At 44.0% G+C, this 22,554-nt stretch carries 15 protein-coding genes and 1 tRNA gene; 12 read left to right on the top strand and 4 right to left on the bottom strand.

Annotation, left to right across the window (positions count from 1 at the left end):
* The first annotated feature begins 51 nt into the window (after positions 1 to 51).
* The 3 genes from NEJAP_RS11815 (at position 52) to NEJAP_RS11825 (ending at position 2,794) form a co-directional block, all read left to right on the top strand.
* Positions 52 to 663 (top strand): riboflavin synthase subunit alpha, encoded by a 612-nt coding sequence (locus NEJAP_RS11815; RefSeq protein ID WP_201347432.1) that lies wholly within the window; start codon positions 52 to 54, stop codon positions 661 to 663.
* A gap of 21 nt (positions 664 to 684) precedes the next feature.
* On the top strand, positions 685 to 1,416 hold the full coding sequence (locus NEJAP_RS11820) for a YciC family protein (protein ID WP_201347433.1): 732 nt from the start codon (positions 685 to 687) through the stop codon (positions 1,414 to 1,416).
* A 127-nt stretch (positions 1,417 to 1,543) separates the two neighbouring features.
* Positions 1,544 to 2,794, top strand: coding sequence for an HDOD domain-containing protein (locus tag NEJAP_RS11825; RefSeq protein ID WP_201347434.1), 1,251 nt, complete (start codon positions 1,544 to 1,546; stop codon positions 2,792 to 2,794).
* A 189-nt stretch (positions 2,795 to 2,983) separates the two neighbouring features.
* On the opposite strand, the gene NEJAP_RS11830 is transcribed toward NEJAP_RS11825, so the two are convergent.
* The 4 genes from NEJAP_RS11830 to NEJAP_RS11845 all read right to left on the bottom strand — a co-directional run bounded on the left by NEJAP_RS11830 (position 2,984) and on the right by NEJAP_RS11845 (position 10,089).
* The gene (locus NEJAP_RS11830) at positions 2,984 to 5,119 is read right to left on the bottom strand and encodes a TRAP transporter permease (RefSeq protein WP_201347435.1); all 2,136 of its coding nucleotides are present in this window, start codon (positions 5,117 to 5,119) and stop codon (positions 2,984 to 2,986) included.
* Between the two features lie 75 nt (positions 5,120 to 5,194).
* On the bottom strand, positions 5,195 to 6,223 hold the full coding sequence (locus NEJAP_RS11835) for a TAXI family TRAP transporter solute-binding subunit (protein ID WP_201347436.1): 1,029 nt from the start codon (positions 6,221 to 6,223) through the stop codon (positions 5,195 to 5,197).
* A gap of 329 nt (positions 6,224 to 6,552) precedes the next feature.
* Positions 6,553 to 7,917 (bottom strand): sigma-54-dependent transcriptional regulator, encoded by a 1,365-nt coding sequence (locus tag NEJAP_RS11840; protein WP_201347437.1) that lies wholly within the window; start codon positions 7,915 to 7,917, stop codon positions 6,553 to 6,555.
* Positions 7,918 to 10,089, bottom strand: coding sequence for a sensor histidine kinase (locus tag NEJAP_RS11845; RefSeq protein ID WP_236591143.1), 2,172 nt, complete (start codon positions 10,087 to 10,089; stop codon positions 7,918 to 7,920).
* A gap of 139 nt (positions 10,090 to 10,228) precedes the next feature.
* Between NEJAP_RS11845 and NEJAP_RS11850 the strand changes: the two genes are divergently transcribed.
* From NEJAP_RS11850 to NEJAP_RS11890, 9 genes are all read left to right on the top strand, one after another.
* Positions 10,229 to 11,092 carry a prephenate dehydratase gene (locus NEJAP_RS11850; protein WP_201347439.1) on the top strand — a complete coding sequence of 288 codons (864 nt, stop codon included), beginning with the start codon at positions 10,229 to 10,231 and terminating at the stop codon, positions 11,090 to 11,092.
* A 352-nt stretch (positions 11,093 to 11,444) separates the two neighbouring features.
* Entirely contained in the window at positions 11,445 to 11,882 is a 438-nt protein-coding gene (gene lysM / locus NEJAP_RS11855; protein ID WP_201347440.1) for a peptidoglycan-binding protein LysM, read from the top strand.
* A gap of 128 nt (positions 11,883 to 12,010) precedes the next feature.
* Positions 12,011 to 12,086: transfer RNA gene (locus NEJAP_RS11860), tRNA-Thr, on the top strand.
* Positions 12,087 to 12,211: 125 nt separating this feature from the next.
* A complete protein-coding gene (locus tag NEJAP_RS11865) occupies positions 12,212 to 13,033 on the top strand; it encodes a polyphosphate kinase 2 family protein (protein ID WP_201347441.1) in 822 nt (273 codons plus the stop codon).
* A 193-nt stretch (positions 13,034 to 13,226) separates the two neighbouring features.
* The gene (locus NEJAP_RS11870) at positions 13,227 to 14,408 is read left to right on the top strand and encodes a hypothetical protein (RefSeq protein WP_201347442.1); all 1,182 of its coding nucleotides are present in this window, start codon (positions 13,227 to 13,229) and stop codon (positions 14,406 to 14,408) included.
* Between the two features lie 266 nt (positions 14,409 to 14,674).
* On the top strand, positions 14,675 to 15,940 hold the full coding sequence (locus NEJAP_RS11875) for a DEAD/DEAH box helicase (RefSeq protein ID WP_201347443.1): 1,266 nt from the start codon (positions 14,675 to 14,677) through the stop codon (positions 15,938 to 15,940).
* A 566-nt stretch (positions 15,941 to 16,506) separates the two neighbouring features.
* Positions 16,507 to 19,995, top strand: coding sequence for an indolepyruvate ferredoxin oxidoreductase family protein (locus NEJAP_RS11880; protein WP_201347444.1), 3,489 nt, complete (start codon positions 16,507 to 16,509; stop codon positions 19,993 to 19,995).
* A 34-nt stretch (positions 19,996 to 20,029) separates the two neighbouring features.
* Positions 20,030 to 21,085: a Leu/Phe/Val dehydrogenase gene (locus NEJAP_RS11885; RefSeq protein ID WP_201347445.1), complete on the top strand. Its 1,056-nt coding sequence runs from the start codon at positions 20,030 to 20,032 to the stop codon at positions 21,083 to 21,085.
* A gap of 116 nt (positions 21,086 to 21,201) precedes the next feature.
* Positions 21,202 to 22,548: a sodium-dependent transporter gene (locus NEJAP_RS11890; RefSeq protein WP_201350599.1), complete on the top strand. Its 1,347-nt coding sequence runs from the start codon at positions 21,202 to 21,204 to the stop codon at positions 22,546 to 22,548.
* Positions 22,549 to 22,554: the final 6 nt, after the last annotated feature.

A 22,554-nucleotide genomic window follows, 5' to 3' on the forward strand; every position in this document is an offset into this window, starting at 1 on the left:
TACGCTATCCTCTACGCTTCAGATTAATCGCAACACACAGGATAGGTAAAGATGTTTACAGGTATTGTGCAAGGACTAGCCAAAGTCATCGCACTAAACAAGCGTGACCAATTTATGCAACTACGCCTCAGCTTACCGCAGCGCAACGCCTCAAACCTACAAACAGGCGCGAGCATCGCCGTTAACGGTACCTGCTTAACGATTACCGAATTCGATCAAAACGAAGTTCAATTTGATGTTATCGAAGAAACATTACAAGTCACTAACATAGGGAGTTTTGATGTTGGCGACACTGTTAATTTTGAACGCGCTGCACGCTATGGTGATGAAATTGGTGGCCATCAACTATCAGGGCATATTTCATCAGTCGTCACTATAGATGAAATTGTTCGCACAACAGACAATTGTACGCTTTGGCTAAAAGCACCTGAGCAACTACTCCAGTACCTGTTACCAAAAGGTTTTGTGTCGTTAAATGGCTGCAGCCTAACGATAGGTGAGGTTATTGGCTCACGCTTTAGTATTCACCTGATTCCTGAAACGTTAGCTGTTACCACTTTTGGCAGCGCTCAACAGGGCGACAGGATTAATATGGAAGTAGACCCTCAAACTCAAGCTATTGTAGATACTGTTAATAGCTTTCTAAACAACCGCACTCTATAAACTGTCGTAGAATAATTATTTATGAGCACTTTTGAATACCTTAGACAAAGCTTTTTCTTTTTTAAACAAAACTTTACTGTCATTGCTAAGATACAACTGCCTTTCTTAGTTGTACTCAATGGACTAGCGCTTTGGTTAGATATCAATGTAACTGATACTAATGAGTTTAGAGAAAAAACCGCCTATATCTCAATTCTTAGCTTAACACTTTTACCCATTTATTGGGGTGCCACTATTTTATTCATGCAGTCTAAATTAGAGAATGCACCGATTGCTGCATCACAAGCCGTTTATGCTAGTTTATCGTTTTGGCGCAGCTTATTATTTACCTTTATTTTAACCTCATTTGCCGTATTTGGTGGGCTATTACTCTTCATATTACCCGGCGTGTATATTGGAGTTCGCCTTGCCTTTGCTGATTACATTTGTGTTTTAGAGAAACAGTCTGCACTTAATAGCTTAAAGCAGAGCTGGAAAGATACTTCAGACTATTTCTGGACTCTACTACCCGGTTTAGCAATTCTTTTTACGGGGATTCAGCTCATTGAAATGCCGATAGCGCATACACTGTCTAACATGGAAGAGCGCAGTATATTAATTGAGCTACCTATTGTTGCAGTAGTAGATCTCTTAGGTGCTTTAATTACAGTATTTGGTTTTAGAATCTACTGCGTGATGCGTGAGGAAAACCGACCTCAAGAAATTAACTCTTCGAAGCCTGTTGATGATCTACCCGATGATACAGATCAATAAGATCAATTCGTTACTAGGCGATATCCAACCCGCATGAGTGATAGCATAAGGTCTAATGCCGATAGTGATCATTATCGGCTTTAACGCGCTTATAAAACACTGAGTAACCTTTTGAGTAACCATAGCGATGTCAGAGAAACAAATTTCTGCTGAAGCAAACATCAAGATGATGCTGCTTGATCCTCATGGTGAATACCTTAACTGGCCAAAGCTCCTCCAAAAAACTCAAAAGAGCTGGGAAGTCTTCTGTATTGACGACCCAGAAGTACTAATAGCCCGTCTTAAAGTTGATCACTATGACGCCATTATCATAAGCAGCTCTGTGAAAGACTACACAGAGCTCAGCGTGCTGCGAAGAATCCAAGAAATAAGCCCTTCAATACTGCGCTTCCAACTGGGCAGTAAGCTTGAAACACCTAAAGAAATGGCACAAAAACTCGAGTTAACACATCGCATTTTTCCTGACCCATCCAGCATTAAACAGATAGCTCAAACTATCGAATACTTATTCAAAATCACCCGCTTAATAAACCGACCAACACTTAAACATTTTATTAGCCAAAAGAAGCAACTTCCTGCAGCACCAACAACTTATAAAGCACTCACTCAAGAGCTAAGTTCAGATACTACCGATGCACGAAAAATTGCAGCTATTGTCGAGTGCGACCCTGCGTTAAGTGCAAAAATGATTCAACTGGTTAATTCTTCATACTTTGGCTTACCGCGCCAAATCAGCCATATACCAGAAGCTGTCTCCATGATCGGCATTCGCATGTTGCGCGGACTGGCACTATCCAGCCAAACATCTGGCATCTACCCTCCTCACAGAAATTGGAAATATTTCTCATTTGAAAAAACCAACCAACGCTCTTTATTAGTCGCAAGGCTGGCACGTGATATTTGCCAAGATATCGGTGTAGAAAAAGGCATAATGGAGCAGGCATTTTTAGGAGGGCTGCTTCATGATATAGGTATTCTAGTGATGGCCTCTCAAGATCCAGCGGCATACCTTAAAGTTTTGCAGTATACCGTAAAGGAAGAAAAGCCCTTGCATGCAGCAGAGAGAAAAATCATGGGGGTTTATCATGGCGAGGTAGGGGCCGCACTTATGGCGCTATGGGGCATTCCAGCACTAACTGTTGAAGCAATACTGTTTCACCCCATCCCCTTCCTATCGAAAGACCAAAGCTTCCAGCCACTAACTGCAGTTCATGTTGCAGACGCTTTAATACCACCGGTATGGCAACACAACACTTCACAGATGAACAGCCAGTTATCAGAGCCCTATTTAGAAAGAATAGGCCATTTAAAAGATCTACATCGCTGGAAGCTAATTGCGTATGACTACAAGATTTTAATGAACTCCATCGAAATATAAGTCTTTTTTGCTTTAGACCTTCTAGCCTCACCCCCAACCTTCAAAGCTATGAAGGCGAGGGTGAACCAGACAGTAAAAGTAAAAACCAACAATATATGGCAATACTGACTCTCACACTTATTCTTTGAGCACCTCTATTAAGACACCTTTTTTAATACTCCCCCCGATAATGCCTTTAAAACGCTCATCTCAAACAACAGCTGCATTCGAGGGGGCCAGACGACGACTATAGATAAATATAGCCACAAAAATAAACAACGATATGAGGCTAACTAGGATTTGATGGTGCGGCCATAACAGCCCCAGCCCAGCCACTCCTGACATGAGTCTCAACACGAGCGGCAACGGCCCTTCCAAGTAGCCTTCCATAAAACCTACCAGCGCATACATGCCGAAAAGAGAGAATGCAAAGATAGTCAAAACTTCCGTGGCAGATCCACCAATAAAATTGGTATATGCAAACAAAACCGGAACAACATACATACCCTTAGCTATTTTCCAAGCAGTCATCCCCGTTGCCATCGGCGGAGTTCCAGCAATGGCCGCCGCAGCAAAAGCAGTCAAACACACAGGCGGGGTAACGTTTGAGTCTTGTGACAGCCAAAAAATAATCATATGAGCAGAAAGCAGCAACATGGCTAAAGAAGTCGGATCAATCGCTTGCTGTAATAATTGCCCCTTTAAATCAGTAGGAATCATATCAACCATTGCTAATGCATCCACTTCAGACATCGGCGCAGCCAATAAAGCGACTTTATCCATATCAACTAACATAAAGATCGTTTTCGCCACTTCGGGCAAAGTGCCATCCATAATTAACTGGACCAATTGCATCTCAGCCATCAGGCCATAAAGTGCAGGGGCCGACAGTGTCGCTAATACAATATAAGCAGCAGTTACGGGTAATCCCATCCCTAATACTAGAGATGCCAGCGCCACTAATACCAAGGTAATTAATAAGCTCCCTCCCGCCCACTCAGTGACCATCAGAGAAAAGGTATTACCAATCCCTGTCATCGCCACAACATTTACAACCAAACCTACAGCAATCAATAAGATAGCGGTTGTCGCCATGTTTTTTGAACCTTGCGCCAAGGCATCAAGGATATCCTTAATACCCATTGGGTTTTTCGATAACCAAGAAGAGACAATGACAGACAAGATAGAAATACCCGCCGCGTAAGTCGGTGTAAAACCATAGATAAGTAAACCGACTAAAACGCCTAGTGGCAGCAAGAAATGCCAGCCCTCTTTTAAGACGTCTTTTACGGGTCGAGTATCAAGCTCGACAGCTTGAGCATGACTACGCTGTGCTTCAACACGCACATAAAAACCAACTGACATAAAATATAACAACGCAGGCAAGGCAGCGATCGCAATAATATCTACATAAGGAATTTGAGTATACGACGCCATAATAAAGGCACCGGCTCCCATCACAGGAGGCATCAACTGCCCACCGGTAGAAGCCGCCGCTTCTACACCGGCAGCAAAACGTGGCGGAAAACCTGCTTTTTGCATCAGCGGTATAGTAATAACACCCGTTGATACGGTATTAGCCACAGAGGAGCCTGAAACAGATCCCATCAAACCTGATCCCAGCACAGCAACAAAACCTGGCCCGCCAACAAAGCGCCCGGCAGCACAGCGGGATAACTCAATAATAAACTCTCCGGCACCAGACTTTACTAAGAAGGCACCAAAGAGAATGAACATGAAAACATAAGTCCAAGAGATACGGGCAATCTGCCCAAACATCCCTTCTGATGAAAAATAACTACGGTACATCACCGTTTCAAGGCTTAACCCAGCAAACCCGAACATACCGTCGATGTACGGTCCCCACCAAAACACATAGGTGAGTGCAAACAAGATCATGCAAGGGATAAACCAGCCGGTGGTTCTTCTTGTCAGCTCTAAAGCGATACCAATCGCAAGGATTGAAAACACCCAGTCTAAATTGACAAACTTCACGCCACGCTCATACAGAGCGTCTTCAAAGCCAATCAAATATAAAGCACAGACTACAGCAGCGACACCGAGCAGAATATCTAAAAAAAGAACTGATTTTTTAGCGCCACCAGGGCCTTTGATCATGGGAAACATAAGTGAGCAAAGTAAGGCAAAACCGCCAAAATGCAGGGCCGAAACCCATAACTCTGACAAGGTACCCAAAGTATTAAAGTAGATATGAGCAATGGCAAAACACACACCTGCCCAGTAGATAAAGCGACCTATAGGGCTGGCATCATCCCGCTGCGCTAACTCCAATTTTTTTAATTTTTCCGCAGTGTCCTGAGCAGAAATAGATGATGCCTGAGTCATAATTACTCACCTTGGTTTTATAAAGACAAAAGAAAAACCGGTGCGACAGAATAACAGTCGCACCTTATGAGATGATCAGTTAGCGATCAGGTGAGCCGGAATAGATAGTCCCATCTCTTTGTAATAACGTGCAGCACCAGGGTGTAAAGGCAAAGGCAATCCAGCAATTGCTTTATCTAGCGCCATCGCTTTAGTAGCCTTATGAATACCATTTAAGAAAGGTAGGTTTTCATAAAAAGTTTTGGTCAGCATATAAACATCATCTTCTGAAACATCATCACGAACGGCCAAAAAATTTGGCTGCGCCATGGTGTTAATCTCTTTCGTCTGACCAGGGTAAGTATTGGCCGGGATGTTAAATCGAGTCCAAAGCTTATACCCACCGTTTGCTTTTTCTATTTGCTCATCGGTAAAATCAAGCACTGTGATATCGCTACCCATCGCAGCATAAGCACGAGTAATCGCTGAAGTAGGCACGCCAGATGGAATATTCATCCCTTCAATGGTTCCGTTTTGCAGCGCATCAGCTGATGACCCATACCCCATGTAAGCAAAGTTGAACTTTTCGGCATCCGTTCCTAGGTTTTTCAATATTTCACGCCCAGAACCTTCTGTTCCTGAGTTCTTTTTACCTATTGAGAACTTCTCTCCATCCAATGCATTAATATCATCAATAGTGCCCGATTTTGCATATTGGCTCTTAACGACAAACTGCTCAACGTTTTGCCATAGCATAGAAACAGAGCGTAGGTTTTTTTGTGGGCCATTCGCTTTTAACTTGCCTTCACCTTCCCATGCCCATGCACCGTATAAACCTTGAAGAATCGCAAATTGCGCTTCGTTCTCGCCTAATAGCTTAATATTTTCTCCAGACCCTGCAGAGTTAATAGCAGACATAGATATCTTATGCTTTGGCTCTAGTTTTACCTTTGCCAAGGTTGCTAAAGCGACACCAACAGGATAATACGTCCCGCCTGTTGAAGCCGTTGCTAAGATATATGAGCGCTTCTCGGCTGCTTGAGCAAGGCCTGTGACACCCGCTACTGTGCTAAGTGCAATCGCCATGGAAAGTGTTTTTACCAATGTTCGTTTACTGATTTTCATTCTGTCACCTTTTTATGATTGTTATAAATGCAGCTTGGATACAAAACATATAAAGCAGATAATAGACCAAAAAAATAACTCATTGTTTTATATGATAATTTATTATTTTTAGAGACTTAATGAACAAAAATAAGCATTTTATTGCTCATACTCGCACACCAATAGGCAATAAATGGCTTAGTGGGTAAAGCCCTCGAAACTACAGGCTTTCATAAGAGTATTAGACTTCGTAGAGAGTTGTTTCTAGAACAATGCGCTATTTATTGCCTATTCTAGAAACCTATTGAAAATACACTACAGTAATGGTGCTTAGCGCACGGCTCTAACAACTAGCACTTGAAATCGTTACGATTAATACCATAACGAATCATTTTCTGGTTAAGCGTCCTGCGGGGCAAATCCAACTGCTCCATTGTTAATTTGATATTACCTTGATGAAAACTTAGCGCATCACGAATAACGTCTGCCTCAAAATTGGCCACCTGGATTGCTAACGACAGCTCTTTAGAATGAATTTTACTTGTATGAGACATCCCTTCCGATGCCATAAGAATATCAGCAACGGACAGGTCCGCATCCAACGAAAAACGAATGGCTATGTTTTTCAGCTCCCTCACATTACCCGGCCACTGGTAACTCATTAGAGTTGAGTGATCATGGACAGACAACGTCCGTGGGTTTTTATCATGGTCTGAGGCAACGATTTTCAAATAGTGATTAAATAACAGAGGCACATCTTCTAGCCGCTCTCGCAAAGGGGGAATATGCAACTGAGAAATACTTAAGCGATAAAACAGATCCTCTCTAAAGTTATCATCATCTCTCAAATCAACTTTTGACGCGGCAATCACACGAAGGTCAACCTCAATAGCAGTATTTGACCCTAAACGCTCTATCACACCTTCCTGGAAAGCACGCAGCAGCTTAATCTGTAAGTTTGCAGGCATGCTCTCAATTTCATCAAGAAACAAAGTACCCTTATCAGAGTATTCAAACTTACCTACCCGCCTTTTTGCAGCACTGGTAAATGCGCCTGCCTCATGTCCAAATAACTCACTTTCAATCAGTGATTCTGGAATTGCACCACAATTAATAGGAACAAAATTGTGCTTTTTACGATGGCTATATTCATGCAAACACTGGGCAACGAGCTCTTTTCCAGTGCCCGTTTCTCCATAGACGATAACATGCGTATCTTGCTCTGCCAGCTTTACTAATTCACGCTTTAAGCGCTGAATTGCAGGAGAAACACCAATAATTCTCGCATCCACACCTGACATAGAAACAAGGTTTTGCTGCAGTTTGTGATTTTCTAATACGAGTCGGCGTTTTTCACAAGCACGCTGCACTGTTTCTGCTAAGCGCTCAGGAACATAAGGTTTTTCAATAAAATCATAAGCGCCTTTTCGCATAGCGCTTATTGCCATATCAACATCACCATGAGCAGTTAATAAAATAACGGGCATGCCCGAGACTTTCAGCAAGGCTTCACGTAATAACTCAAGCCCATCCATGCCAGGCATTTTCACATCAGTAACAACCACACCAGAAAAATTCTCATCAATTGCTTGCATAGCACTTTCGGCACAGGCAAAGCTATCGACTGAAAACCCACAAACCTTTAGCCACTGCTCTGTTGACTGACGCACCATTGCCTCATCATCAACTAAAATCACATGCCCTCGAATATCCAATCAGATTCCCCCTGTGTTTTTTGCTAGCGGCAAGGATACTGAAAAACATAAACCCTGCTCCTGATTACGAACCACATCCACTATTCCGCCTAAATCCCGAACAATCCCCTGCACAATAGGCAAACCTAAACCAAGGCCATCGCCCATACTCTTAGTCGTATAAAATGGCTCAAACATGTGCGCTAGCTGCTCATCTGTCGCCCCTTCTCCGGTATCACGTATATTAAGCACCACCCAGTCATGACAAGGGCTTTCCAAATCCTGATCAATACTTTGTCTATCATTATCAAGCAAACGAAGTGTCATAGAAATCTGTCCCGAAGGTAACTGAAGCATGGCGTCACAAGCATTAGTAATCAAATTAACCAACACTTGCTCTATACGTATTTCATCACCATGAACCCAGTAGCACGTTAATTCATGCTCAAAACTACAATCAATGGACTGCTCTACAAACCTTTCTTTATATTGCCCAAGAATATGCTGAATTGAAAAAACTAACTCAACAAGGCCAGACGCCCCTGCACTTTTATAAGCAAAAGTTTTAAGTTGACCTGTAATCAGCGCCATCTTGTCGACTAAGCCATTGACCCTATTCAAGTTTTCATTCTGCAAACCGGGCTGATCTGACAGTCGACGTATTATAGCTAGGTAGTTACGCATAGCCGTTAGAGGTTGATTTAGCTCATGCACCATAGCCGTTGACATTCGCCCCAAAGCCGCTAGTTTTTCAGCTTGAATCAGCTCATTTTGCGCGGCCTCAAGCGCTTGTGTTCGCTGTAAAACCTTTGTTTCTAGCGATTCATTTACTTCTCGCAGTTTGTACTCCAAGCGCTTACGGCGGGTGATATCTATCATAGTCACCAGATAACTGACTTGTGGTGCGGCGGTCATCATTCTTATTGAAAAAAGCACAGGAAAAACCGAGCCATCAGAGCGGCGCCCCACAACTTCATACCCTGTTATGGGCGTAAACTCACCATGCGAAAGACCTTCTAACCAACGCTTCAGTGGTGTGAATTGATCAATATCCGCAAACAATGCCGCTAATGGCCGCCCCATTATCAACGACAAAGAAACACCAAACTGCTGCATAACCATCGGATTAACAAAAACGATTACGCCTTGCTTATCCACAGTAATCAAACCAACCTGTGCGGTATTAATAATATAACGCTGTCGTTGCTCACTATCTCGCTGCGCCCTAAGCACTAAGGCTTGTGAACGCCGTTTTAATCGATACTCTCGTAAATATAAAACTAGCAACGCAAATGCCAGACAGCCACCCGCAACCGTAAAGCCAGCATAAACTGCTCTTTGCTCTGCTGCTTTTATAGGACTAAGAACACCGACCTCCCATTTAAGGTCATCAAGCATCACCGATTCATTTAACTGTTCTTTACCATCTAATTTCCAGATAGAAATATCACGATCATCGAACAATTTTTCATCTATAACCGAGCCATGCGACCATGCACTTGCCGATGTTTTAAATTCAGAACCTGATACACCAAAACTTTTCAGCCCAGAACGCGGCAACCCAGCCTCCTGTAATAATGCCAGGCTAGTAAACAGCAATTGCCCATGTTGGTCAGCCACATAAAAAGCATACTCAAGAGAAAGCTGCTCTTTAAGTGCACTCACATCCAATTTCATAACAGACACACCAATCAACTGTTGCCTATGGTAAATCGGAGCAGATAGATAGTAAGAAGGCTGAGTGGCGCTATCATCTACCATAAAGTAACGCCCCTGCTCTCCCGATAGCGCCTGAAGAAAGAACGGTGCATTTTGATAATAGCGCCGTGCTGTCGCTCCTCTTTCTCTCCAATTGCTATAAGCAACGACTTCTCCCTTAAGGTCTAAAACAATCAACGCAGCAGAACCTGCAACCAAGTTAGTTTGCTCCAAATAGCGGCTAACCTTGATTACTTTACTCGGATTAGATTGCACCAGAAGGTCTTTAACATCACGATTTTGCGAGAGCAAAAAGGGCAAATATCGATACTGATCAATAGCTACGCGTAACGCACTGATAGTATCTAACAATCTTGAAGATCCATGCTGGTGAATTTGAACGAGACCCCAACCACGCGTATAGATATATGCCTGCCAAGAAACGACCAAACTACACAAAGCAGCAATAATAAATATGATAACGGGACGCCTCACCTGCAAACCTTCCTCCTATACGCAAATAATATCTAAGAAAACTCAATAGATTATCACTTAGAAAGATTCAACCTGTATACAAGCCTGTGACATAATGAGCGATTGATGGATAACAACTGACTGACGGAAACACACTATCATGAGCACCAATATCATCGCTTATCAGGGCCATAAAGGCGCCTACTCTCATTTATCATGCCACCATGTTTACCCAGAGATGGAAGCATTTGCCTGTGAGAGTTTTGTTGACGCGATGTTTATGGTCGAACGCGGCGAAGCCCAGCTTGCGATGATCCCGCTGGAAAACTCAACAGCGGGTCGAGTAGAAGAAATTTACCGCCTCATGCCTAAAACGCAACTCCATATTATTAGCGAACACTTTGAGCCGGTAAACCACTGCCTAGTCGCCAAGAAAGGCACTAAAATATCAGATTTGCGGACAGTATCTTCACACCCCCAAGCACTGGCACAGTGTGACGGCAATACCAAAAGCTTAAATCTAGCCCAAGTTGCAAGCCTCGATACAGCAGGTGCAGCCGAAGCATTATTAAGTATCGAAGAGCCAGGCCATGCAGCAATTGCCTCCAGCCTTGCCGCAGAACTTTATGACTTAGAAATCCTTAGAGAAAACTTTCAGGATAAAACCGGCAACACCACTCGTTTTGTTATTTTGGCAAAAGATAGCCATATGCCAAAACTACAACCTAACATTACTTTTATAACCACGATCATGTTTACCGTTCGTAACTTACCAGCCGCCTTGTATAAAGGCTTAGGCGGCTTTGCAACGAATGGAGTCAACGCTGTCAAATTAGAAAGCTATATGGCTTCAGATACAATGCAAGCAACCAGCTTTCATCTTGACGTTGAAGGTCACCCTGAGCAGAAAAAAATGCAATACGCACTTCAAGAGCTTGATTTTTTTGCGAAAGAAGTTCGTATCATAGGCACGTATCCCGCTCATATTTTCCGCGTAAAACATAATGAAAAGACTCAAGATTAACTGAAAATAAATGCAGCGCACAATTCATGTAACTATCAAAATATATATATATATCAATAACATATATATATTATACTAAAGTATAATTGTGCAGCGCACAATAAAAATCGATAGTATTAGTCGATAGAGACATTCGTGTTGCATTCACGAAACCACGTATCTATCACATCCCTACTTTCAACTCTTTCCTATTGAGTTGTTTTTTGCCCCTGCTTGCAGGGGCTTTTTTATACTCATATATTAACCACACTGGCTAGCAATATTCCGTCTGGCCAGCTAATGTTCAGATTCAATATGAAATCATAAGCACTAACTTATGAACGCCTATTCAAAACTTACAAAGGAATCTGTTATGAGCCTATTTGACTTTGCTTCGAACCTTGGGAAAAAACTCTTCGGTTCAGATGAAGACCCTGCTGAAGAAATCCAGAAACACATTGAATCTGATAACCCGGGTGTTGACGGCCTTAAAGTAACAGTTGCAGATGGAATAGCGACAGTATCAGGATCAGCAAAAGACCAAGCCGCATATGAAAAAGCGATTTTAATGGCAGGCAACGTTCAAGGTATCCAAGAAGTAAAAGCAGACGCCTTACACCTAGAAGATAAAACTGCTGCCAATGTTGAGTACTATACTATTGAGTCTGGTGATTCATTATGGGCTATTGCACAAAAGCACTTAGGGAACGGTAACGATTACACCAAAATCTTTGAAGCCAACAAAGAAGTCATCAAAGACCCTGACCTTATTTACCCTGGACAGAAAATCCGCATCCCGCTCGAAAAATAATTCATTACATAGCGAATTGTTCTCTTTTTGAACAATTCGCTTATCTTACTAATTTATTTCGAGTTATTTTGTTTTAGGGGGTTGATCTCAAAAGCCCATCTCATTAATATACGCCCACTTCATGCAGTGCCGGTATAGCTCAGCTGGTAGAGCAACTGACTTGTAATCAGTAGGTCCCGAGTTCGACTCTTGGTGCCGGCACCACTCTTGAAACCTCGCCTTAGAAAATCTTTTTTATAGCAAGCAAACATCAAATTCTAGCAAGACTATGTATTGAGATAGCTTTTAACACTGCTACACTCATATCAAATTTGATGAGTGAGATAGCTATGCAAAAACCATCCAAAATAAATTTAGAAAAAAACACCCCCACCCTTTCATCGCTTTCATTTAAAAAATCAACTATTGCCTCCAAAAGCAAATATGAAAAAGATCTTAAAAAATGGCAACTAAGACTTCTTCATGCCCAACAGGCCTACTTTCACGCCAACAAACGCGCCATCATTGTTTTCGAAGGCTGGGATGCCAGCGGCAAAGGCGGAGCCATTCGCAGACTCACGGAGCGGCTCGACCCTCGCGGCTTCCAAGTACACCCTATTGGCGCGCCTAGAAAAGAAGAACAAGGTAAGCATTATCTTTATCGTTTCCAAACACGCCTACCAGCCCCCGGTGAAATCGCTATATTTGATCGCTCATGGTATGGACGCGTATTAGTAGAAAGAGTTGAAGGCTTTGCCGTGGAACAACAATGGCAACGGGCATATCAAGAGATCAACGAATTTGAACGCTTATTAACTGATGATGATGCAAGAATCATTAAAGTATTCATGCACATATCACCCAAAGAGCAACTCAAGCGCTTTGCTGAACGACTCAGCAACCCGATCAAACGCTGGAAGCTAACTGAAGAAGATATCAGAAACCGCCAACGCTGGCCCGAATACGACGAAGCGATCAATCAAATGTTTGAACAAACTTCGACAATCACATCTCCTTGGCACCCAATCGCCGCTAACCATAAATGGTATGCGCGCATAAAAGTCCTTAAAACCGTTGTTAAAGCACTGGAAAAAGATATGGACCTCTCTCCACCAGAAGCAGACCCTGAAGTACTAAAAGCAGCCAGAAAACATTTAAAACTTGATGTCTAGTACCTCATGAGAAATTGATTTGCTACCGCTGGGTGATTAGGAAGCGACACCCTAGGCATTACTAATGCCTTATAAATAAACTGAAACCTGAAACAGCCTCGGTAGCAAACGAGGAGACAATTTTGAGACACTTCTATTCGGCGACTCCTGATACCCTCACTTGTTGATTTAATTGCACCTGCAGGAGGTGAGAATGCGTTTTATTTTTCTATTGGCTATATTGTTATCAATTACGAAGATAGCTTGGGGAAAGAACGATCCATTAAAAGAGGGCCAACACCTCGACGGAAAATTGGTTTACTTAGGGACAGAAGAACTTTTTATTGATTTATCTACCCATGAAACAAAGGTTTGGGCCTATAAACATCCGAATAAACCAAAGCATATAGAGTACTCAAAGCATAACGCCCAGAAAATAGTCAATAATGCAAAACCTGGTAGCAAAGTAATTATCCCACCAGGCATTTACCCTCAAGGCTTATTTATCAATAAACCACTAACATTGGGATTAAAAGATGTTTCTCTCAGAGGTGTCGCTAATGCCAAGGCAATTATCAATATTTCCTGCAATCACTGCCGAGTGGTGATTGAAGACTTTCATGGCGAAGGCGTTAAAGCAAATTGCCAACGAGGCAACTGCGCGGGCATAAAAGCCGAAGGACAGAATTTCAACTTACTCCTAAAGCGCGCTCATATTGATCGTACTGTTATTGGGGTTCTTACGGATAATCGTGGAGGCGAGCTAACTTTAGAAGACAGCCTCATCGAAAATACTGGCTGGAAAGATAAATCATCAACATTGGGTCATGGTTTTTATGCGGGGTCCATTGACCGGGTCGTTATTCGTAATTCAATAATACGACGACCATTTGGTGATGGGCATATCTTCAAAAGCCGCGCGGTAGATACCTTGATAGAGGGAAGCGTTATAGCAGGCTTGGATGGACAGCATTCCCGCACAATCGACTTTCCTTGTGGAGGAAAGCTAGAAATTAAAGGTAGCGTGCTACAACATGGAGCAAATACCGACAATAATGATCTTATTAGTGTTGGTACCGAGTCCCTGGCATGTGGCGGCTCGGCACAGCCTTCTAGTGTGTCAATGACTGGCAACTGGATTGTGATTGACCGTGACAGATCCCCGGATGAGCGCTCAGCAAAATCGGGATCAACACAGCTATTTACATGGCGTGCTTCTGTAGATTCAGTCAACGTTTCTGGGAATATTTTTATAGAGCCGACAGGGAAATTCAGTTTTGATCCAGAGAGACGTGTTCCTGATATGACCGATCAAAACCGCTTTTATCGCAGCCGGAGTGATATCGGATTAACAACAAATCAATTACCTGCGCCTGGTAACCTGAAGATAAATTAACTGCAAGCTCAATTGATTGATTTAACACGACCTACAGATTTAGCTACTCATAATACCAGCAGTACTTACTTAATTAAATTTGACTCCATGGACAGAGCGACTGCTTTATTGACGAGCTTCTCACGTAATACTTAGAGCCACAGTTACTCAGGACTTGGCGATGATTTAATAGCACTCAAGCCTTAGATCCTGTAAGCTTCAGCACCGCTTTTGAAGGCGGAAACAATCTGTAAACCAATCTGTCAAACATCAATAAGAGATAATCTATGAGCTTTGCCTCCCTGGGCCTATCCGCACCTTTACTAGAAGCTGTTGCTGAAAAAGGTTACACCACGCCATCTCCCATCCAAGCCCAGGCAATACCCGCCGTACTCGAAGGCAAAGATGTCATGGCCGCTGCGCAAACAGGCACAGGTAAAACAGCAGGTTTTACATTACCCCTGCTGGAGCTGCTCTCCAAGGGCAACCGCCCTCGCTCAAACCAAGTTCGCGCACTGGTTCTCACTCCAACAAGAGAACTGGCTGCACAAGTAAGCGAAAGTGTTGAGATGTATGGTAAGAACTTACCTCTACACTCCACCGTTGTTTTTGGTGGTGTTAAGATAAATCCGCAAATGATGAGACTGCGCAAAGGGGCCGATATACTCGTTGCCACTCCTGGCCGCCTCATGGATCTATACAACCAGAAAGCAGTGAAATTTGACCAACTCGAAGTACTCATTCTTGACGAAGCCGACCGCATGCTCGATATGGGTTTCATCAATGATATTCGCAAAATCATTGCCTTGTTACCTAAGAAGCGCCAAAACTTAATGTTTTCAGCGACCTTCTCTGACGAGATCCGCAGCCTTGCAAAAGGTTTAGTTAATAACCCTGTTGAGATTTCAGTCAGCCCACGCAATACAACGGCAGCCACAGTAGAACAGTGGGTCTCTCCTGTTGATAAAAATAGAAAAGCTGCTCTGCTTATACAGCTAATAAAAGAACACCAATGGAGCCAAGTGCTTGTTTTCACCAAAACAAAGCATGGTGCTAATAAGTTAACAAAGCAATTAGAAGCAGCCAAAATCAAGTCTGCAGCCATTCATGGCAACAAAAGCCAAGGGGCACGCACCAGAGCTTTGGCCGACTTTAAGGACTACTCAATTCAAGTACTTGTAGCCACTGATATCGCAGCCCGCGGACTTGATATAGACCAGCTACCACAGGTTGTAAATTACGACCTACCTAACGTTGCCGAAGATTACGTGCATCGTATTGGACGTACAGGCCGCGCAGGTGCCACGGGACAAGCTATTTCGCTTGTCTGTGCAGATGAGTTCAAGCTGCTTGCTGCTATTGAACGCTTAACTGGCGCTCTTCTTGAGCGCAAAGAGATTCCGGGATTTAAGCCAGTTAATGCATTGCCAACATCGCGTTTACAGCGCCCAGCGCACCCTAAACGCCCAAAGAAACCTAAACCAGGCCATAGAGATGGGCAGCGATCTGGTGAAAATGCTAGAGGCCACAAGCCTGCAGCACAAAGAACCTAAAAAAGATAAAAAGCCCGGCTCACGCCGGGTTTTCTATATAAACCTCTCTAGCAGCTTTATACTCACCAATATCAAGTTTACGTAAACGTAACCCACCAACTATTGACCTTGATTAAAAGATCACCTATCTTTGCACCCAATGCTTCACAAGAGCAGCGAATATAAACCTGCCTACAGGCCGGATAAAAATAACAATAAGTGAACCAATACTGAGATCCAGTATTAGTTTGAGGTATTAAAATGACAACTCAACCGCATCATTCTGCTTGCCATCCTTGCAAATTACTATTCACATTTTCATCAAAGATTTCTAATCAAGTACAGCCTCTGCTTAGCTCGTGCTTAGCGATTAGCTCTCGAAAAATATCGAACCAAACACTTTTTTCTTAACGTCTGGCTGCTTTCGGCTTTTGATCGTTTCTTTTTGATTTTGACCTTAACCAAGGTCCAAGAAACTTCATTCGTCAATTCAGGCGTTAGCTCGGACTGTATCGCTTACTAATCACTAAATAAGCCGATACAAGAATTGATGTGTGATGTTTGTGTATACAAACGGGAGTACACCCATGAAAGATGTAACACTTAATGATAAGTGGGAATTAGATTCTGGACGCGTTTACCTGACAGGTAGCCAAGCCTTAGCACGCTTACCCATGCTGCAAGCACAACGCGATAAACTGCAAGGACTAAACACTGCAGGCTTTATTTCTGGCTATCGCGGCTCCCCTCTAGGCGGCTTTGACAAAACACTGTGGCAAGCAAAAAAATACCTAACGACACACAACATTTTTTTCCAGCCAGGCATTAATGAAGACCTGGGTGCAACATCCGTTTGGGGCTCTCAGCAAGTCAATGTATTTGAAGGTGCTAAATATGATGGTGTCTTTGGTTTATGGTACGGAAAAGGCCCAGGTGTTGACCGCACTGGAGATGTACTAAAGCATGCCAATGCATTTGGCTCCTCACAATTTGGCGGTGTACTGGCTGTTGCAGGGGATGACCATGCCTGCAAATCCTCAACACTCCCCCATCAGAGTGACTACGCTTTTGTCGATGCGATGATACCCGTGCTTTATCCTTCCGGGATCCAGGAGATGCTGGATTTCGGCTTGTATGGCTGGGCAATGTCACGCTTTAGCGGTTGCTGGGTTGGCTTTAAAACATTAGCAGAACTACTCGACTCATCAGTATCTGCAGACCTAGATTTGAACCGCATCAACATAAAAACCCCCGCTGATTTTGAACTCCCTCCTGAAGGAGTTAACGCTCGCTGGCCTGACAAACCAATGCAGCAAGAAGCCCGTTTGCATACCTACAAGCTGAAAGCTGCACAAGAGTTCTGTCGGATAAACAAGCTAGATAAGACAGTAATTACCAGCCAAGCACCGCGCTTAGGTATTGTCACGACCGGCAAATCCTATATGGACGTACTTCAAGCATTAGACGACCTAGGTATCACGCACGAGAAAGCCAGCGAACTAGGCATCAAACTTTATAAAGTAGGCATGGTTTGGCCACTAGAGCCCGTGGGTATTCGAGAATTTGCTAAAGACACCCCAGAACTTCTATTGATTGAAGAAAAACGCGGCATTATTGAAGACCAAATTAAAGATTATTTATATAGCTGGCAGGACGGTGCTCGCCCAAGAATTATTGGCAAACGTGATGAAAACGGCCAAGAACTACTAACAACACTGGGTGAGCTCACGCCCGCGATGATTGCCCGAGCTATTGCTTCACGCATTGCGCCTTTTTACCAAAGCGAACAGGTTGCATCACGTTTAGCATTTCTATGTGCCAAGGAGGCCGAACTTGCCCAACCACGCTCTCTGGTAGAACGTACTCCGCATTTTTGCTCGGGCTGCCCGCACAATACATCGACTCGCGTACCTGAAGGCAGCAAAGCTTTAGGCGGCATAGGCTGCCATTACATGGCTACTTGGATGGACCGCGGTACAGAAACTTTCACTCAAATGGGAGGCGAAGGCGCTACCTGGATTGGCCAAGCACCTTTTACTAACAACCAGCATGTTTTCCAAAATTTAGGCGACGGAACTTACTTCCATTCCGGGCTACTCGCAATACGTGCATCAGTGGCTGCTGAAGTGAATATCACCTACAAAATCCTCTACAACGATGCCGTTGCTATGACCGGCGGCCAACCCGTAGATGGACAGCTAACCGTCCAACAAATCACCCACCAACTTTTTGGTGAAGGCGTTCGCCGCTTGGCCATCGTTAGTGATGAGCCTTACAAATACCCAAGCAGAGCCGACTTCGCTGATGGCGTTACCTTCCACCACCGTGATGATCTAGATGCCGTTCAACGCGAATTTCGTGAAACCCAAGGCTGTACTGCTCTTATCTATGACCAAACTTGTGCCGCTGAAAAACGCCGACGTCGCAAACGCGGCCAAATGCCTGATCCTGAAAAACGCGTTGTTGTTAATAGCGAAGTATGTGAAGGTTGCGGCGATTGTGGTGTGCAATCAAACTGCCTATCAGTGCTACCCAAACAAACGGAGCGCGGCCGCAAACGCCAAATAGATCAGTCATCATGCAACAAAGATTTCAGCTGCATCCGTGGTTTTTGTCCAAGCTTTGTTACCGTTAAAGGCGGAACTTTACGAAAAGCCGCAGGCTTAAATGCCACACCACCCGCAGAGAACCTGCCGGAACCAATAACAGCAACAATAAACAAACCTTATAACATTCTACTGACAGGTGTAGGCGGAACCGGCGTTGTAACTGTCAGCGCATTACTAGGCATGGCTGCGCATTTAGAAGAGAAAGGTGTTGGTGTGCTCGATCAAATCGGTCTGGCACAAAAGTTCGGTGCCGTTATGAGCCACATTCGTATTGCACCTACACAAGAGCAACTGCACACAGTACGTATCCCTGCTGGTGAAACTGATCTGTTAATAGGCTTTGACCTGATGGTCGGCGCCAGCGAAGAAGCTCTGGGAAAGCTAGATGGAAAACGCAGCTTTGCGATTATTAATAATCACGACACAATGCCCGCCGCCTTTACCCGCGACCCTGACCTACAAGTGCCAAATAATGAGATGCAAGCCGTTATTGAAGCAACAGCACGCGCTGAAGGTACCTTTTGCTTCGACGCCACCCAACTAGCAACAGACCTAATGGGCGACGGTATGGCGGTGAACCTCTTTACGATTGGTTATGCTTGCCAAAAAGGCCTACTACCTTTAAGCCGTGAATCAATCGAAGAGGCGATCAAGCTCAACGGCGCCTCTGTTGATACCAATCTCAAAGCTTTTTTATGGGGCCGTTGTGCGGCGCACGATCTAGATAACGTCACACAAGTCGTCAAGCCTGCTCCGGTTGTACAAATGGTTCGCATGCTACCCTCTTTAGAAGAGCAAATAGAGAAAGAGCTCACACATCTCACTGAATACCAAAATGCAGCACTTGCGCAACGTTATCATAAGCGCCTTTCGCAATTTAGCCGCACCGAAAAAGAGCACACCAATAAAACTCACATCAGCCGTGCTATTGCAGAAAACTACAGTAAAGTGCTGGCCTACAAAGATGAGTATGAAGTCGCTCGACAGCTAACCTCTGAAACATTCAAACAACAATTAGACGAGCAGTTCGAAGGAGACTTTGAACTGGAGTTCAACCTTGCCCCGCCACTGATTGCACGCAAAGACAAGCACACAGGGCGTCCACGCAAACGTGTTTTCAGCCAAAAAATCATGCCCATGTTCCGCTTACTCGCGCGGATGAAAAGCCTACGCGGCACGCCTATGGACATCTTTGCATGGAGCGAAGACCGCCGCTTAGAAAAGCAGATCATTCGTGACTATGAAACCGATATAAACCTGATAGAAAAAGCGATAAATAATAGTGATGGCCGAAATTTCAACTACAGCGCAGCCCAACAGCTAGCAGAAATCCCCGGCATGATCCGAGGATACGGCCCAGTAAAAGAAGAAAACTACCTCAAAGCGAAGGCCAAGCGCCAAGCATTACATACGGAGCTGCAAACAGAGAAAAACAACAACGTTGATCTCATTAGCGCGCAAGCTTGAAGCATTAAAAAACAGTTAAGGATACGAGGTAAATATGTCAGTTTTTAGCCACATTGAATTTGATCATCATGAACAGGTTAACTTTTTTCACGACGAAGCTTCTGGTCTAAAAGCTATTGTCGCTGTACACAACTCCAACCGCGGGCCAGCACTTGGCGGCTGTCGTATGTGGAACTATGCCTCTGATGAAGAGGCGTTAACAGACGCTCTACGCTTATCTAAAGGAATGACGTATAAATCAGCATTGGCGAATCTTGCGCTAGGAGGCGGAAAATCCGTCATTATTGGCAACCCTCGCCAGCATAAGACCGAAGCGCTACTTGAGATGATGGGCCGCTGCCTAGAAAGTATGGGGGGCCGCTACATAGCAGCAGAAGATTCCGGCACAAGCGTCCCCGACCTTAAAATCATGAACCGTAACACAAAGTTTGTTGCGGGCATTACCGAGCGCCCAGGTATTGATGGGCTGCTATCCAACGGAGACCCTTCACCAGCTACAGCTTATGGCACTTTTATTGGCCTAAAAGCCACAGTAAAACACCGCTTAGGAACAGACAACTTAAAAGGGCTATCCGTCGCTATACAGGGTGTCGGAAATGTTGGTTATCGCCTCGCTGAGCACTTACGTGAAGCAGGCGCCACGCTTTACGTTAACGATATTCATCAAGAATATGTCGATAAAGCAGTCAAGCAACTGGGTGCTATTGCTGTTTCGTCACAAGAAATTCTAACTCTTGATGTTGATGTACTAGCGCCCTGCGCACTCGGCGCAATTCTTAATGATGACAGCATCCCTAACATTAAAGCATCGGTTATTGCTGGTGCCTCTAACAACCAATTAGCAGCATCACGACATGACATGATGCTGAAAGAGCGCGGAATTTTATACGCACCTGACTTTGCGATTAATGCAGGAGGCATTATCGACATCTTCTATGATCGCGTCGGGCACACACCACAAAAGGTATCACAACATATAGAAACCATTGCAGACACATTAGATGAAATCTTCCGTCGCAGCGATGCCAACAACCTACCGACGGGTATGGTTGCCAATACGCTAGCAGAGGAACGCTTTCAAAAAAGATAACGGTATAAGAAAGTCAAAACACAATAAGAATAAATCAACGGAGAAGAATCGTGACACAAACTAGTCAAACCTATACAGAAGACACTTCTGTTAGTGAAGCGCGTCAAGACAACCCTATGTGGTCTTCACGCCTTGCGTTTATTTTAGCCGCCAGCGGATCTGCAGTAGGCCTGGGTAATATCTGGAAATTTCCCTATATCACGGGCGAAAACGGCGGTGGTGCTTTTGTACTGGTATACCTGTTGTGTATAGCGCTGATCGGTATGCCGATCATGATTGCAGAAGTAATGATTGGTCGCCGTGGTGGACGCAGCCCTATCAACTCATTACGTATGCTAACGCAACGTGACGGCCTTTCAACACGTTGGACATGGATAGGCTGGATGGGCATTACAGCATCGTTCTTGATTCTTTCTTTCTACTCAGTCATTGGGGGGTGGGCATTATCCTACGTTGGCCAATCGGCAGGAGGTGTTTTCACAGACAGTAACGCTGACAGCATTGGCGCATTGTTTGGCGGTTTACTGTCAGACCCATGGACATTACTGCTCTGGCACTCTGTCTTTATGGTGTTAGTTATCACTATTGTTGCTGGTGGAATTCGCTCAGGCATGGAAAAGGCCATCAACATCTTAATGCCAATCCTCTTCATTTTATTACTGGTAATGGTCGGCTACGCGTTAAGCAGCGGCGATTTTGCACAAGGTTTCGCTTTTCTATTTCAACCAGACTTCTCAAAACTAACGACCGAGGGTATTTTAACCGCACTTGGGCATGCTTTCTTTACCTTAAGCCTTGGTATGGGTGTCATGATGGCATATGGCTCTTACCTTCCTAAAAATGTCTCCATCGTTAAAACAGCCGTGGCTGTTTCTGTCGTCGATACTGTCGTTGCCTTATTAGCAGGTCTAGCTATCTTCCCGTTAGTATTTGCAAACGGCCTTGAGCCAGGGTCAGGTCCTGGGTTGATTTTCCAAACGCTTCCTCTTGCCTTCGGACAAATGACAGGCGGTGTACTTTTTGGCACACTATTTTTTGCACTGCTGGTTGTAGCAGCCGTAACCTCGGCCATATCACTACTTGAACCGGTAGTCGAATGGTTAGAGGAGCAGAAAGGTATCAACCGTTTATCAGGCACGCTCATTGGCGGTATATCTATCTGGGTATTAGGTCTATTTACCATTCTGTCATTCAACGAGTGGGCAGACGTACACCCTCTTGATTTTATTCCAGTATTTGAAAATAAAACCATCTTTGATCTGCTTGATTACGTCACAGCTAACTTAATGATGCCACTAGGCGGCCTATTCATTGCTATTTTTGTCGGTTGGTTTATGAACAAACAAGCTGTCGAAAACCAATTAGATATAAACAATGGCTACGGCTTCAAGATCTTTATGTTTATATTACGCTTTATTACACCCGCTGCAGTAGCCACTGTATTTATCTACAATTTGGTATAAACAACA

It is taken from the genome of Neptunomonas japonica JAMM 1380 (assembly GCF_016592555.1).
GTDB lineage: Bacteria > Pseudomonadota > Gammaproteobacteria > Pseudomonadales > Balneatricaceae > Neptunomonas > Neptunomonas japonica_A.

Excerpts from the sequence above, each read along its gene's own strand:
- NEJAP_RS11815 (WP_201347432.1), top strand. The coding sequence starts at position 52 with ATGTTTACAGGTATTGTGCAAGGACTAGCCAAAGTCATCGCACTAAAC.
- NEJAP_RS11820 (WP_201347433.1), top strand. The coding sequence starts at position 685 with ATGAGCACTTTTGAATACCTTAGACAAAGCTTTTTCTTTTTTAAACAA.
- NEJAP_RS11825 (WP_201347434.1), top strand. The coding sequence starts at position 1,544 with ATGTCAGAGAAACAAATTTCTGCTGAAGCAAACATCAAGATGATGCTG.
- NEJAP_RS11830 (WP_201347435.1), bottom strand. The coding sequence starts at position 5,119 with ATGACTCAGGCATCATCTATTTCTGCTCAGGACACTGCGGAAAAATTA.
- NEJAP_RS11835 (WP_201347436.1), bottom strand. The coding sequence starts at position 6,223 with ATGAAAATCAGTAAACGAACATTGGTAAAAACACTTTCCATGGCGATT.
- NEJAP_RS11850 (WP_201347439.1), top strand. The coding sequence starts at position 10,229 with ATGAGCACCAATATCATCGCTTATCAGGGCCATAAAGGCGCCTACTCT.
- lysM (WP_201347440.1), top strand. The coding sequence starts at position 11,445 with ATGAGCCTATTTGACTTTGCTTCGAACCTTGGGAAAAAACTCTTCGGT.
- NEJAP_RS11865 (WP_201347441.1), top strand. The coding sequence starts at position 12,212 with ATGCAAAAACCATCCAAAATAAATTTAGAAAAAAACACCCCCACCCTT.
- NEJAP_RS11870 (WP_201347442.1), top strand. The coding sequence starts at position 13,227 with ATGCGTTTTATTTTTCTATTGGCTATATTGTTATCAATTACGAAGATA.
- NEJAP_RS11875 (WP_201347443.1), top strand. The coding sequence starts at position 14,675 with ATGAGCTTTGCCTCCCTGGGCCTATCCGCACCTTTACTAGAAGCTGTT.
- NEJAP_RS11880 (WP_201347444.1), top strand. The coding sequence starts at position 16,507 with ATGAAAGATGTAACACTTAATGATAAGTGGGAATTAGATTCTGGACGC.
- NEJAP_RS11885 (WP_201347445.1), top strand. The coding sequence starts at position 20,030 with ATGTCAGTTTTTAGCCACATTGAATTTGATCATCATGAACAGGTTAAC.
- NEJAP_RS11890 (WP_201350599.1), top strand. The coding sequence starts at position 21,202 with ATGTGGTCTTCACGCCTTGCGTTTATTTTAGCCGCCAGCGGATCTGCA.